This window comes from Microbacterium martis (assembly GCF_047246685.1).
In the GTDB taxonomy this organism is placed as follows: Bacteria; Actinomycetota; Actinomycetes; order Actinomycetales; family Microbacteriaceae; genus Microbacterium.
The window spans coordinates 608,926-621,111 of sequence record NZ_JBFOKT010000002.1 but is presented as its reverse complement, the minus strand read 5'-3'; the positions used below and the strand labels follow the sequence as shown (position 1 = coordinate 621,111).

The window sequence follows — 12,186 nt, the reverse complement described above, 5'->3', positions numbered from 1 at the left end:
AACGCCTCGGGACGAGGGCTGCTCGTGAGTACTGACCCTGCGATTCTAGGAGGGTCGGGGAGGAGAACCCTGAAGACGCGTAGAGTGACGGCCGTGTCCGACTCCACCACGCCCGCACCGGAGCCCCGGCGCTGCGCCGCTCTCGCCGCCGATCTCGACGCCGCCGACCTCCGCTCCGAGCCGCTGCGCCGTCTGTGGGGCGAGGAGGCCGACGACGCGCTCGCGCGGGGCATGCGGGAACCGATCCTGCGGGCGATCGAGGGCGACGACGGAATTCTCGCCACCCTCGGCCGTCTCTTCGTGCTCGGGATGTCGCAACCCGTCGCGGCGGTCGCCGAGGCCCTGCCGCGCCTCGGGGTCGACGGCCTCGTCGCGCTCGGACTCGCGGCCGTCGATGCCGAGACGGTACGCCCGACCGCGCTGCTGCGACCCCAGTCGTTCGTCGACGCCGACGGCGTGGGGGAGTGGTGGATCGCGAGCGACCTCGACGAGGTCGCGCTCGACGGTGCTCTGCCCGCCGATCACGTGTTGGGGGTGGGCGGGGCGTCGCGCACGCTGGCCGAGACGGTGGTGCCCATCGAGGTCGACCGCGCGCTCGACCTCGGCACCGGATGCGGCATCCAGGCTCTCCTCGTCGCACGACGCGCCCGCGTGGTCGTCGCCACCGACATCTCGGCTCGGGCGCTGGCCTTCGCCGAGCTCAACGCGCGCCTGAACGCGGTCGACAACATCGAGTTCCGCCGGGGCAGCATGTTCGAGCCGGTCGCGGGCGAGGCGTTCGACCTCATCGTCTCGAACCCGCCCTTCGTCATCACGCCGCGCGTCGACGACGTTCCGGCCTACGAGTACCGCGACGGAGGACTGGTCGGCGATGCGCTGGTCGAGCAGTTCGTGCGCACCGCACCGGCCTTCCTCACCACCGGCGGCATCGTGCAGCTGCTCGGCAACTGGGAATCGCGAGCCGGCGTGGCAGGGCTCGCGCGGCTCGACGCCTGGGTGCCCGGCGACCTCGACCTGTGGGTGATCGAGCGCGAGCAGCTGTCGCCGCTCGCCTACGCCGAGCTCTGGATCCGCGACGGGGGAACCACGCCGCGCGATGCCGGCTTCACGCCCCTGCTCACCGCCTGGCTCGACGACTTCGACGCCCGCCGCGTCACCTCGATCGGATTCGGATACGTGCTCATCCGGCGCCCTTCGACAGGCTCAGGGGCCCAGCCAGGCGGCTCAGGGGCCCAGGGGCTCGGTGGGTCAGGGGCCCAGCACGACCCCATCCGCCGCGTCGAGAGGATCGGGCAGCCGCTGTCGCACGTGGGGGCGGCCCTCGCCGCCGGCCTCGCGGCGCACGACCGCCTCGCGGGCGGCATCCCCTCCCGCCTGCTGGCCGCGCCCGACGTCACCGAAGCGCGTCATCTGCTGCCGGGCAACGATGATCCGAGCGTGATCGAGCTGCGTCAGGGAAGCGGCTTCGCGCGCACGGAGAACGTCGACCCCGCGCTCGCCGCATTCGTCGGCGCGTGCGACGGAGACCTGACGGTCGGGCAGATCGCCGCCGCGCTCGCCGATCTCTTCGAGGTGCCGTTCACCGAGCTGTGGACCGAACTCGAACCCCGCATCCGCTCCCTGGTGTTCGACGGCTTCCTGGTCGCGGGGGAATAGCCGTGCCATCCATGCGTTGGAATAGACCATGAAGGCTTTCGGATTCCTCTCGTTCGGGCACTACGCCGACGTGCCCGGGTCGGCGACCCGCACAGCGGGCGACATGCTGAAGCAGACGATCGAGATCGCCGAAGGTGCCGACGAGATCGGGGTGAACGGCGCCTCGGTGCGCGTGCACCACTGGGCGCGGCAGGCCGCCTCGCCCATGCCGCTGCTGTCGGCGATGGCCGCGCGCACGAAGCGCATCGAGGTCGGGACCGGCGTGATCGACATGCGCTACGAGAACCCGCTGCAGTTCGCCGAGGAGGCCGCCGCGCTCGACCTCATCGCCGACGGCCGGATCGCGCTCGGCGTGAGCCGCGGCTCACCCGAGACCGCGCTGCGCGGCTACGAGGCGTTCGGCTTCCGCGACGAGGAGGACCCCGAGCGCGGCAGTGTGCTGGCGCGCGAGAAGTTCGACATCTTCCTGCGGGCGATCGACGGCGAGCGACTTGCCCCCGGTGACCCGCGGATGGTCGGCGAAGGGCGCTACCTCGCGATCGAGCCGCAGTCGCCCACGCTGCGCGACCACATCTGGTGGGGCTCCGGCTCGCGGGCGACCGCCGAGGAGACCGGACGCAAGGGCCTCAACATGATGAGCTCGACCCTGGTCACCGAGGCCACGGGGCAGCCGTTCCACGAGCTGCAGCGCGAGCAGATCGACCTGTTCCGCGCCGCCTACAAGGATTCCGGGCACACCGGCGCTCCCCGCGTGTCGGTCAGCCGGAGCGTCTTCCCGCTGATCTCCGACATGGACCGCGCCTACTTCGGTCTGCGCAGCGAGGAGAACGGCGACCAGATCGGCGTCATCGACGGCTTCCGCTCCACGTTCGGCAAGACCTACGCCGCCGAGCCCGACGTCCTCATCGAGCAGCTGAAGCGGGATGAGGCGGTGATGAGCGCCGACACGCTCCTCCTGACCATCCCGAACCAGTTGGGGGTTGCTTATTGTGTACATGTCCTGGAGTCGTTCGCGAAGCATGTAGCGCCCGCACTCGGATGGAAGCCGAACACGGAGGGCCCGGTCGAGGGATACGCGATCTGAGCGCACCTTCTGGTCGACATGCACACACCGTCGAGGGTCGTCTAGAACGGGCTGAGATCGCAGCCTAGGCGCGCTGAGGGCGTCACTCTCCAGAGCCTTGAAAGCGTCAATGACGGTCCGTGACGGCACACCGGGGCCAGCAGAGAACTACGAACATATCTTCGCTAGAGTGATGGTCATGTCGATCGATGTTCGCCGCCCAATCGCTGTTGATCTCTTCGCTGGAGCGGGTGGCCTCTCGCTCGGTTTGGAGCAAGCGGGCTTCGAGATCGCGGCCTCCGTTGAGTTCGACCCGATCCACGCAGCGGTTCACGAGTTCAACTTTCCGTACGGCAAGACCTTTGCCGCAGATGTTTCGAAGATCACCGGCAAGCAGATTCGAGAAGAGTCGGAGATCGGTGACCGTGAGATTCATCTGGTGGCTGGTGGACCGCCCTGCCAGGGAATCTCGATGATCGGTCGTCGCGCTATCGATGACCCACGCAACGCTCTGCTCAAAGAGTTCATCCGCGTGGTGCTGGAGCTCAAGCCCCGCTACTTCCTCATGGAGAATGTTGCTGGCCTCATGGTCGGCGGACACAGACAGCTCGTCGATGAAGTTGTCGAGATGGTAGAGGCGGATGGAGAGTACCGAGTTGTAGCTCCCATCAAGGTTCTCCAGGCCGCCGACTACGGTTCGCCGCAATCACGGCGTCGGGTCTTCGTAATGGGCGCTCGGAAGGATGTTGCGCTTCCCAGCTATCCGGAAGCAACGCACACTCCTAGGACGATCAAGGGTGTTGTTCCCAAGGGCAACGATCTCCCACTGGGGCCGAGCGTTCTCGAAGCGCTTGGTGACCTGCCGGATGCCGACCAGTTCCCTGAACTTCTCCACGATGACAACACATCTGGTGTGACCTACGGGAAGCCAAGCGAGTATGCCGCGAAGCTCCGGGGCTCGAAGAAGGATCCCTCTGACTACTCACGCCCGCGCCCACGGCTCGCGGATGAGCTGACCTCTTCTGCTCGAACAGTTCACACCAAGAAGTCCATCGACCGCTTCGCAAGCGCGGAGCCCGGAACCACTGAGACTGTGAGCCGGTTCCTGCGACTTCACCCGGATGGACTCTGCAACACGCTTAGGGCGGGCACGGCTTCGGACCGCGGCGCATACACGGCGCCTCGACCGATTCACCCTGTCCACCCCCGTGTCATCACGGTGCGAGAAGCCGCTCGCTTGCACGGCTACCCCGACTGGTTCCGATTCCATGTGACGAAGTGGAACGGATTCCGAGAGATTGGAAACTCGGTTCCGGCCCGCCTTGGACGCGCAGTTGGTACCGCAATCCTGGAGGCAGACGAGGTCACCCCAATCAAGGGCAAGCCGGTGAAGCTAGGCTCCACAGATCTGCTCTACATGACAGCTGGTCAGGCGCACGATTACTTTGGCCTCGTCGAGCGCGTCATCCCTCAGCGAGATCGTAAGGTCGGCTGATGGTGGCTACCAAGCGTGAGCCGAATCGGTATGTGCAGATCCTCGATTTGGTATTCGAGCTCGCTTACACCGAGGGAGCGACCGAGGTGGCTTTCGCGAAGTCTGAACTCAATCATGCTGCCGACGCAATCGGTGTGGAGCGAGTCGAGAACCCCGCGGATCTGGTCTACTACTTCCGCTTCCGGAAGCCACTCCCACTGAGCATCACGAGTAAAGCCCCCGAGGGGTCGGAGTGGATCATTCGCGGTGCGGGAAAGGGAAAGTACAAGCTCGTGGCTGTGCCCCATCAGGTGAGGGTGCTGCCCCGAGAAGGTCTCATCACCACAAAGGTTCCGGATTCCACGCCCGAGATCATCCGAGCCTCGGCGCTCGGGGACGAGCAGGCCCTTCTCGCTCTAGTTCGATACAACCGGCTCCTAGACATTTTCCTAGGGCTTACTACCTACTCATTGCAGAACCACCTTCGAACAACAGTGAAGGGCATCGGCCAGGTCGAGGTCGACGAGGTTTATGTCGGCCTTGACCGCTTCGGAGTCCAATACATCCTGCCCGTGCAGGCCAAGGGCGGCACTGACGAGATCGGCCTCACCCAGATCGAGCAGGACCTCGGGGTATGCGGCGAGAAGTGGCCGCACATGGCGGCGCGCGCCATTGCCGTGCAGTTCATGGACGATGACAAGATCGCGATGTTCGAGCTTGGCCTACAAGACTCGCAGGTCGCCGTGATCCGAGAGGCGCATTATCGACTGGTGCCCTACGCGGACATCACAGACGAAGACAGAGAGCTGTATCTGCGAGCCCGCGAGGTCTGAAGGATAAAGCGAAGGCCGGGGATCATCGATCCCCGGCCTTCAATTACTTCACAGTTCCATAGCGAGACAGATCGGTCGATCCGTCAGCGGGTCATATCGATCAGGCGAATAGTCCCGCCGCCCACTCGACCCCGTAGAGGATCGCCACGAGCACCACGACGGGGATGAGCACCTTCCCATACCAGGGCAGCTTCCGGTAGAACCATCCGCCGATCTTCTTCGGCTGTCCTTTCAGCTTGCCAGCCATGCCATCACCCCCTTCCAGCGAGGACATTGGCCACAACAGCGAGGCCGATGCCGATGGAGAGCCAGACCCACCAGCGAGCCGGGAGCACGATGTGCCGTCTCGGTCGCCGGTTGGGATCGTAGGTTGGACGGTGCTGCTGAGGCTGAGCCTCCGGGAGGGTCCCGCTGTAGCGAGGGATCTCCCGGGATGGTCGCTTGCCTGGAGTGGTGTCACGCATCAGCCTTCTCCTCTCGCTTCATCTGGTTGACCCGGCGCATCGCGTCAGCCGTCTTGTACATTTGCTCTCGCGCTTTGTCGTTGGTGGCTTGCCACTCCTCCACAGTCATCCCGTAGGTACCCTTGAGGACCTTCTGGACGGTAGTGGGACTGATGGGCATCTCCTTGCCGTACTTCTTGCTGTAGACCTTGACGGCCCCGGCGATGTGCTTGATCCCGTGTCCCTCTTCGTGGAGCGTGTGGATGTATGCGACATGACTCCTCGACAGCTTCGGTTTCTGCCCGAGCTTCATGCCTGCCGCAGACCGAAGGCCTAGCGCCGTCTTCGTCCGAGCGCGGGTTTTCAGTACTTCAGAAGTGCCAGAGAAGGACTTGATGTTGAGATTGAGGATCTGAGTCTCGTTGTTGATGTCGTCGTAGATCAGGTTGTCGTCAAGGGTCCACACGCTGATCCCCCTCTTGTTGAGCTGGCCAACCGCATAGATCAGCTCGTGGTTCTCCCTGCCGAGACGGGAAAGCGAGATGACCACCACTCGATCACCGGGCTGAGCGATGATCGAAAGCTCTTGCCAGGCGGTCCCCTCATCAGTCATATTGCTCATGCCCGACTGGTCATCGTCCACGAACACGCGGACACAGCCAGCCTCTTCCAGCTCTTCCTTCTGAGTAAGCAGCGTTCCCCGCTGTTCCTCAGTCGATGCTCGGATGTAGCCCCAGAATGCGGGCTCTCGTTCTTCGACGCTCATTTTCTGCTCCTTTGTTGGGCGACTAAATGGCAACCGTTTAGTGGTTACGGGAACCCATATCAACTAAGGGGTGACAAGAAACGCTCGTTAAGTGATCCGCTCCAGACACAGACGAAGGACCCACGATCGCGCCTCGAATGTCGAGCGAGTCGATACCCTGATCCCGTGAGCGAAGAAGCGTGGCGTCCCGTAATCCCGACCGGTCATGAGGACGCACTGATCGAAGAGTTCCCCGGCTACCTGCGGGAAGCGGTGTTCCGATGGTTGGGAAACGCCGTCGGCGAGGAGCGGGGCTATGTCTACTCGCACAGGTTCATCGATTTCCAGAACGCTGCCCATGCGGATGTCGGGTTCCGCGCAGATACCTTCCTGAGCTGGAAGGACACTGTGCTTCCTCGCTTGCGTACGCTCGATGACGCGACCTTCACCAACCTCCTCGACTATTTCGCGAGCACTACTCACTACGCGCCCTACGCAGAGGCACACCCACTGGAGTTGGTGCTCAGCAACGGCGGCTCAGCTTGGACGGTGATCCGGTGGAACGGCACGAAGGCGAGACTCGTCAAGAGAGTGCCCGATGGAGTGCGCAAGGCCATGAGCGCAGCGCTCAGCGCAAAGGACGCCGCCTCCCTCAAGCTGCAGGAAGCCTGGCTCGACGCTTACGGCACGAGCCCCCGAGCCTCGGTGGCCTACAGCCACGCCGTTGTGGCGGTCGAAACAGCGGCCCTCTCTGTCATCCCGGTCGGTGGACCGGAGCCTACGCTCGCAAACCTCTTCTCGATCCTCGAGGCTGACACCCCCAAGTGGCAGTTGGTATTCCGCGACAGCGCGAAGGCCCCCGGGGCAAAGAGCTTGGCCATGATGCTCCGGACAATCTGGCGAGGCCACGAGAGTCGCCACGGACGACCTGACTATGCGGATGCCACCCTGGAGGAAGCGAGAGCAGCTGTGATCCTCGCTGCAACCTTGGTCCAATGGTTCACTTCGGGAGTCGTGATCCCTGTGTCGTCTGGCTCAGGTTCGGACTGAGACGCACTGGTTCGCCAGTTTTACAATAGGTCAGCAAATACTGTATAGTCATCGCATGCTGACTATTGCTTCCCGCCTCGATGTGATGAACAGGCTTGGCCGCGCTATGGCCGATCCCACTCGTTCGCGGATACTCTTGGCCCTCCTCGAAGCGCCGAGCTATCCTGCCGTGTTGTCTAGATCACTGGAGCTGACCCGATCCAATGTCTCGAACCACCTCACTTGCCTCAGGGATTGCGGCATCGTCGTGGCAGAGCCCGAAGGGCGCCAGACTCGCTACGAGATCGCAGATCCGCATCTGACAGCGGCACTGATGACTCTGCTCGATGTGAGCCTCGCCGTGCAGGAGGACGCTCCTTGCGTTGACTCGTCCTGCACCGTTCCTGGATGCTGCGGAGTCGAAGCATGATGGCGGCACTGACCACCGAGCGCCGGGCGAGGCTCCACAGGCGAGTCCGGTTCATCGTCGGCTTCACGATCACCTACAACATCATCGAAGCCGTAGTCGCTATCTGGGCTGGCACCCTGGCATCCTCCGCCGCCCTCATCGGCTTCGGCCTCGATTCGGTGGTCGAGGTTCTTTCTGCTGCCGCCATCGCCTGGCAGTTCACGAGGAAGGATCCTGAGCGCTGGGAGAAGGTCACCGTCAAGGCAATCGGCCTCGCCTTCTTCGCACTGGCCGCCTATGTCACCGTCGACGCCGTACTCAGCTTGGTGAACCAGGAGGGGCCGGAGCATAGCCCCCTCGGCCTGGGCATCACAGCGCTGAGCCTCGTCGTCATGCCGCTCCTCGCTTGGTATGAGGTTCGCACGGGCCGAGAGCTGAACTCCAAGAGCGTGATGGCAGATGCCAAGCAGCTCATCCTCTGCATCTATCTCTCGGGCGCCGTCTTCGTCGGCCTTGTCCTCAACAGCCTCTTCGGCTGGTGGTGGGCCGATTCCGTTGCTGCGCTGGTTGTCGCTGTGCTGGCGATTCGAGAAGGCATCGAAGCATGGCGCGGCGATGTCGAGTCGCCCTTCGAAGTCCTTGAGGACTTGGAGAAGGAAGACGCCGAGGACTGACCGTTGACCTGAACAGCATGAGGGCCGCGATCCAAAACAGATCGCGGCCCTCAGCCGTGGTGTCACACACCGAGTCAGCATTTGCCTCCATCGAGCCAGGCGTACCACTCCCAGAACTCATCCGGCGTAAGCGTGAGCCGGGGAACGAGATTCCTATTCACAGCTCCCCGGTACTTGTTCCAGCGGGCGTAGGTCACCCGGTACTGATCCGGCAACGCAGTCAGCTCGAAGCCGAAGCGGTAGCCCGGGATAAAGCATCTGAGCCACCAGGGCGTGAGCTTCCGAGCCTTCGCAATGGCCGAAGGCTCAGAGCGAGAGCGCGAGAACATGGCGAGCCGTGGTGTCGCACACTCATCACCGGACTCGACGGCCCGGGGAGACATAGCGAGTCGTCCACCCGCCACCCCTCCGGCTGATGAGCTGAGCCGCAAGAAGAGCATCGAGCGCCCTGCGCTCAGTGCTCGAAGGAACAGCATCCTGATCCTCATGGATACGCCCCACGATCTGGGCGAAGCTCAGAGGCTCATCGGTGCTGACATGATCGAGGATCTGAGATGCAGCGGTCAGCGTGGTGAGCTGGCGAGCTGTGAGCCCACCATCATCGATGAGATAGCGGTACTGCTCGCGGGTTAGCTCTGTCTCGCCGCCTCGGGGTGTCGGCAGTACGAAGTTCCCAGTCACTTCAGCGGTTTCTAGCATTGTCTTGCTCCTTCCTAAGGTCAGCCGTCCATCGGCTCGGGAGCTATATCAAAACGGTGAAGATGAGCCTCGGGACAAAGGGAAGGGGCCGCGATCCACTACGGATCGCGGCCCCTCGCGGCGGCTAGTGGTCAGCGAAGGTGGCTCTCGATCTGGACGACCTCAAGTACCTCCTCGTAGGCTTCGGCACTCGCGATCAGGGTCTCCGCGTAGCCCTCGAACTGAGAGGCATCGCCAGCCGCAGCCTCCACCCGGCACTCAGCCGCAGCATCTTCGAGCCACCGAAGTTCACCCGTGATCTTCTCGACATTCCGGCTATCGAGCCAAGCGAAGTCGTAGCTGCCGAGATCGAGATGAGTGAGCCGAGACTCGACCCGCTCCCTGAGAGAGCGAGTAGTGAGAGCAGTGTCTTGATTTGTGTGCATGATCCTTCTCCTTTCAGTCGTGGTGTCACATCACCGGTAGCGAAGCCCAGCGAAGCGATAAGCCCGTCGTGCCTGGCGTAGGTAGAGATCGAGGTCGTAGTACTGATCGGGGAACTCGATCTTGAAGCGGCTTTCCTCCATGAGCCGCGCGGCTGCAAAGTGGTGCTCCTGAGCGAACTCCTGGAGGTCCATGCCCTCATAGAATCCGTAGGGGACGGTGGTCTCTGAGGCGTTTAAGATTCTCATTTCTCATGGTTTCCTTTCCGGGGCGAATGCCCGGGGTTAGTGGTCCTACGGATCAATATCAAAATGGTGAAGATCGGGGCGTAGACACACATTCGGATGTAATTCCTCTACTCAGTCATCCAGGCCTTCGAGGTCATCGATTGACGCATCTGCTGGCACGAGTATTCGGGGATCGTTCTCCACTGCCTCAGCGAGGTCTTCGACGGTGATCCCAGCAAGCGTCATCTGGTTCACGAGATCGATGAGCTTGAGTCGCTTGATCTCCTCGGCGGTCAGACCGGGCTTGATCTCGTTGTCGTCCAGTACGGTGCGGAAGCGGATTCCCTTCACATGGCGAGGCGTTGCGCCGGGCTTCTCGAACTCCCCATCGGCTGTCTCGTAGCGAGAGTGAGATAGTCCGCTCACTCTTCCCCGTACCTTCTGCAGCTGGCTCGCCTGCACCTTCAAGTTGAGTTCAAACCGATCCTGGAAGGTGTTGAGCTTCACGCCGTAAGCGTGGCCGCTTGCCTTCAGATGAGCGCTATAGCTGCGGTAGAGGTCCATGGTGAGGCAGTAGTGTGCGGGAGCCAGGGTCTCGCCGTTCTCGTCCTCGCGGGGATCGAAGATGATGCAGTCATCGAGCCATGCCTGGATAGTGTCTTCCCGCTCAAGCTGGGCCGCAGTGGCCCGGGCAACACTTGCCGGGACGGCTCCCTCGAGGGCGGCACGCTTGGACTCTGGTGCTGCACACCAGCGGATTGCCCCGGCCATCCGAAAGGCAAGCAACGCCTCTTTGAGTGCCGTGTCCTCTTTCACCATCTTCTTGAGGCTGGGATCCTTCAGGAATGCAGTCCCAGCGGGGTACTTGCTCAGCTCTTCGGGGGTGTCCACGAACTTCTTGGTGAAGGGAATGATCTTGATCCGCCGGATAACGCCCTGGTCGGAGCTGTCGATGGAGGGGAAAATGTTGCAGGTGATCCAGAGGGTTGCTCGGTTGTGGATCATCCGGTGCTTCTCTCGGATCTGCCGTCCCTTGAAACTGTCGGTGCCGATGAGCCGCTTGAAGGGAGAAGAGTGGATGTGCTTGTCGGGCAGCTCCTCGATGATCGCCTGGCTCAGACCCTCGAAGCTGACAAGGTCGTAGTTATCCCCGGCAAGGAGCGTCGCCTGATCTGGTCTGGCAGAGTATCCGCTCTGATCCGGATCCTCTTCGATGTACTTTCCTGCCGTTGACTCCAGCCAATCAATCTCCATCGACTTGCCGTTGCCAGCCGTGGGACCGTGGAGGAATATGGCGAACTCGGCGGCGGGCTGGAAGCCCAGCAAGGACTGGCCGGCCATGAGCTGGAACCACTCGTGGGCATCATCAGGCAGGGGTGCCAAGACATCCTTGACTCTGGGATGAGTTGCGCCCGGCTTGTAGTTGAGCGCTATGCAACGAGTGGCGTAAAGCTCGGGATCGAAGGGAGCCATGCCCTTTTCTGGGAATCGAGGATCGAAGACCCCATTGAGAAAAACTCGGCGGTAGGGGTCGGAGTCAAGGTGCCGCTGCTCGATGTGCCGCTTGGTCTTGATCTTCTTCGCCACCGCTTCCTGTGTGCGCTGATCTCCTAGGCGCTTCCCGGCAGCAAAGTCATCCTTGCCGAAGGCTTCCTCGCCGTCCCGTTGAACCTTCTTGAGGAACACATCGATCATCTTCTCGGCGGCTTCGCTACCGAAGAAATCCCAGACCCCCCGGGATTCGTCGTAGCGCATCCAGGTGCGTCGAGTGCTATTCCAGATCAGCTCGGGGTGCGCCTCGATGAAGGCATCGCCGAGCCCGGATTCGTCGTAGCGCTCTGGGATGAGCCCATCACTATCAGCAACCCTCTTGGCGGGTGACTTCTTACGATCGGTGCTGGTTGCGGCTGCCGGTGCAGCGGATTCAGCGATCTCTTGGCCCGACAGCGAAGCCAGGTAAGCATCCTTCAATGCGTCGCTATCCCAGCCGCCGTACGGCTTGTAGTTCTCGCAGAAGACTTCCATCCGGTCGCCCTCCTCAATACGGAGTTGAGCGAGCTGAGCGGCAACATCTTTATTGGACATGGGTCCTCCAGGTTTTAAGTGCGTCTGTTCCTGGTTGGGGAACAAGAGGTATATCAAAACGGCCAAAATGAAAGAAACGGCCCGGGGCGGTGGAGAGGACACACAGGCACTGGAGGCCAAACTCAATCCACCGCTCCGAGCCGTAAGCATTTGGGAACCACCCCAAAGCCCCAGCGCCGAGCTGCGCAACTGTCATATCAAAACGGTGAAGGTCTGTAGTGGTGTCGCACATCTGTATGGTGTGCCGTGTGCCACTGCGTGTGTCGGCGGCACGGCACGCCAGATAGGCAGCTATATCGGGGCTGTAGCCCCCTGTGTCGGTGTGTCGTCATTTCGGCAGCTACTTCTCCTCTACAAGAAGTGGACTACTCCAGATCTCGTGTAGAAGGTTGGTCCTGAAATACCCGACACACCGACACACTCAGC

General features: G+C 62.3%; 12 protein-coding genes. 7 read left to right on the top strand and 5 right to left on the bottom strand.

Annotation, left to right across the window (positions count from 1 at the left end):
* The first annotated feature begins 84 nt into the window (after nt 1-84).
* The 4 genes from AB3M90_RS10890 (at nt 85) to AB3M90_RS10875 (ending at nt 5,026) form a co-directional block, all read left to right on the top strand.
* Nucleotides 85-1,656 (top strand): DUF7059 domain-containing protein, encoded by a 1,572-nt coding sequence (locus tag AB3M90_RS10890; protein ID WP_412951965.1) that lies wholly within the window; start codon nt 85-87, stop codon nt 1,654-1,656.
* A gap of 28 nt (nt 1,657-1,684) precedes the next feature.
* Nucleotides 1,685-2,740, top strand: coding sequence for an LLM class flavin-dependent oxidoreductase (locus tag AB3M90_RS10885; RefSeq protein WP_412951964.1), 1,056 nt, complete (start codon nt 1,685-1,687; stop codon nt 2,738-2,740).
* Between the two features lie 109 nt (nt 2,741-2,849).
* Nucleotides 2,850-4,214, top strand: a complete 1,365-nt coding sequence (locus AB3M90_RS10880) for a DNA cytosine methyltransferase (RefSeq protein WP_412951963.1) — start codon at nt 2,850-2,852, stop codon at nt 4,212-4,214.
* Nucleotides 4,214-5,026, top strand: a complete 813-nt coding sequence (locus AB3M90_RS10875; RefSeq protein ID WP_412951962.1) for an endonuclease — start codon at nt 4,214-4,216, stop codon at nt 5,024-5,026. Before AB3M90_RS10880 ends, AB3M90_RS10875 begins: the two co-directional genes overlap by 1 nt.
* Before the next feature lie 100 nt (nt 5,027-5,126).
* Here AB3M90_RS10875 and AB3M90_RS10870 read toward each other — a convergent pair whose 3' ends face one another.
* Together AB3M90_RS10870 and AB3M90_RS10865 are read right to left on the bottom strand one after the other, a co-directional pair.
* A complete protein-coding gene (locus AB3M90_RS10870) occupies nt 5,127-5,273 on the bottom strand; it encodes a hypothetical protein (protein ID WP_412951961.1) in 147 nt (48 codons plus the stop codon).
* Nucleotides 5,274-5,482: 209 nt separating this feature from the next.
* Nucleotides 5,483-6,235, bottom strand: coding sequence for a recombinase family protein (locus tag AB3M90_RS10865; protein WP_412951960.1), 753 nt, complete (start codon nt 6,233-6,235; stop codon nt 5,483-5,485).
* Between the two features lie 165 nt (nt 6,236-6,400).
* Here AB3M90_RS10865 and AB3M90_RS10860 point away from each other — a divergent pair, with 165 nt between their 5' ends.
* From AB3M90_RS10860 to AB3M90_RS10850, 3 genes are read left to right on the top strand one after another with little or no spacing between them, the layout of a single operon-like run.
* On the top strand, nt 6,401-7,264 hold the full coding sequence (locus tag AB3M90_RS10860) for a hypothetical protein (RefSeq protein ID WP_271982975.1): 864 nt from the start codon (nt 6,401-6,403) through the stop codon (nt 7,262-7,264).
* A gap of 55 nt (nt 7,265-7,319) precedes the next feature.
* Nucleotides 7,320-7,673, top strand: a complete 354-nt coding sequence (gene cmtR, locus AB3M90_RS10855) for a Cd(II)/Pb(II)-sensing metalloregulatory transcriptional regulator CmtR (protein ID WP_271982979.1) — start codon at nt 7,320-7,322, stop codon at nt 7,671-7,673.
* Entirely contained in the window at nt 7,670-8,326 is a 657-nt protein-coding gene (locus AB3M90_RS10850; protein WP_271982982.1) for a cation diffusion facilitator family transporter, read from the top strand. The genes cmtR and AB3M90_RS10850 overlap by 4 nt, the downstream gene beginning before the upstream one ends.
* A gap of 830 nt (nt 8,327-9,156) precedes the next feature.
* On the opposite strand, the gene AB3M90_RS10845 is transcribed toward AB3M90_RS10850, so the two are convergent.
* The 3 genes from AB3M90_RS10845 to AB3M90_RS10835 all read right to left on the bottom strand — a co-directional run bounded on the left by AB3M90_RS10845 (nt 9,157) and on the right by AB3M90_RS10835 (nt 11,760).
* On the bottom strand, nt 9,157-9,450 hold the full coding sequence (locus AB3M90_RS10845; protein ID WP_271982989.1) for a hypothetical protein: 294 nt from the start codon (nt 9,448-9,450) through the stop codon (nt 9,157-9,159).
* A 30-nt stretch (nt 9,451-9,480) separates the two neighbouring features.
* Nucleotides 9,481-9,696 carry a hypothetical protein gene (locus tag AB3M90_RS10840; protein ID WP_412951959.1) on the bottom strand — a complete coding sequence of 72 codons (216 nt, stop codon included), beginning with the start codon at nt 9,694-9,696 and terminating at the stop codon, nt 9,481-9,483.
* A 111-nt stretch (nt 9,697-9,807) separates the two neighbouring features.
* On the bottom strand, nt 9,808-11,760 hold the full coding sequence (locus tag AB3M90_RS10835; RefSeq protein ID WP_271982995.1) for a hypothetical protein: 1,953 nt from the start codon (nt 11,758-11,760) through the stop codon (nt 9,808-9,810).
* Nucleotides 11,761-12,186: the final 426 nt, after the last annotated feature.

Excerpts from the sequence above, each read along its gene's own strand:
- AB3M90_RS10845 (WP_271982989.1), bottom strand. The coding sequence starts at position 9,450 with ATGCACACAAATCAAGACACTGCTCTCACTACTCGCTCTCTCAGGGAG.
- AB3M90_RS10865 (WP_412951960.1), bottom strand. The coding sequence starts at position 6,235 with ATGAGCGTCGAAGAACGAGAGCCCGCATTCTGGGGCTACATCCGAGCA.
- AB3M90_RS10885 (WP_412951964.1), top strand. The coding sequence starts at position 1,685 with ATGAAGGCTTTCGGATTCCTCTCGTTCGGGCACTACGCCGACGTGCCC.
- AB3M90_RS10875 (WP_412951962.1), top strand. The coding sequence starts at position 4,214 with ATGGTGGCTACCAAGCGTGAGCCGAATCGGTATGTGCAGATCCTCGAT.
- cmtR (WP_271982979.1), top strand. The coding sequence starts at position 7,320 with ATGCTGACTATTGCTTCCCGCCTCGATGTGATGAACAGGCTTGGCCGC.
- AB3M90_RS10840 (WP_412951959.1), bottom strand. The coding sequence starts at position 9,696 with ATGAGAATCTTAAACGCCTCAGAGACCACCGTCCCCTACGGATTCTAT.
- AB3M90_RS10880 (WP_412951963.1), top strand. The coding sequence starts at position 2,850 with ATGACGGTCCGTGACGGCACACCGGGGCCAGCAGAGAACTACGAACAT.
- AB3M90_RS10870 (WP_412951961.1), bottom strand. The coding sequence starts at position 5,273 with ATGGCTGGCAAGCTGAAAGGACAGCCGAAGAAGATCGGCGGATGGTTC.
- AB3M90_RS10835 (WP_271982995.1), bottom strand. The coding sequence starts at position 11,760 with ATGTCCAATAAAGATGTTGCCGCTCAGCTCGCTCAACTCCGTATTGAG.
- AB3M90_RS10850 (WP_271982982.1), top strand. The coding sequence starts at position 7,670 with ATGATGGCGGCACTGACCACCGAGCGCCGGGCGAGGCTCCACAGGCGA.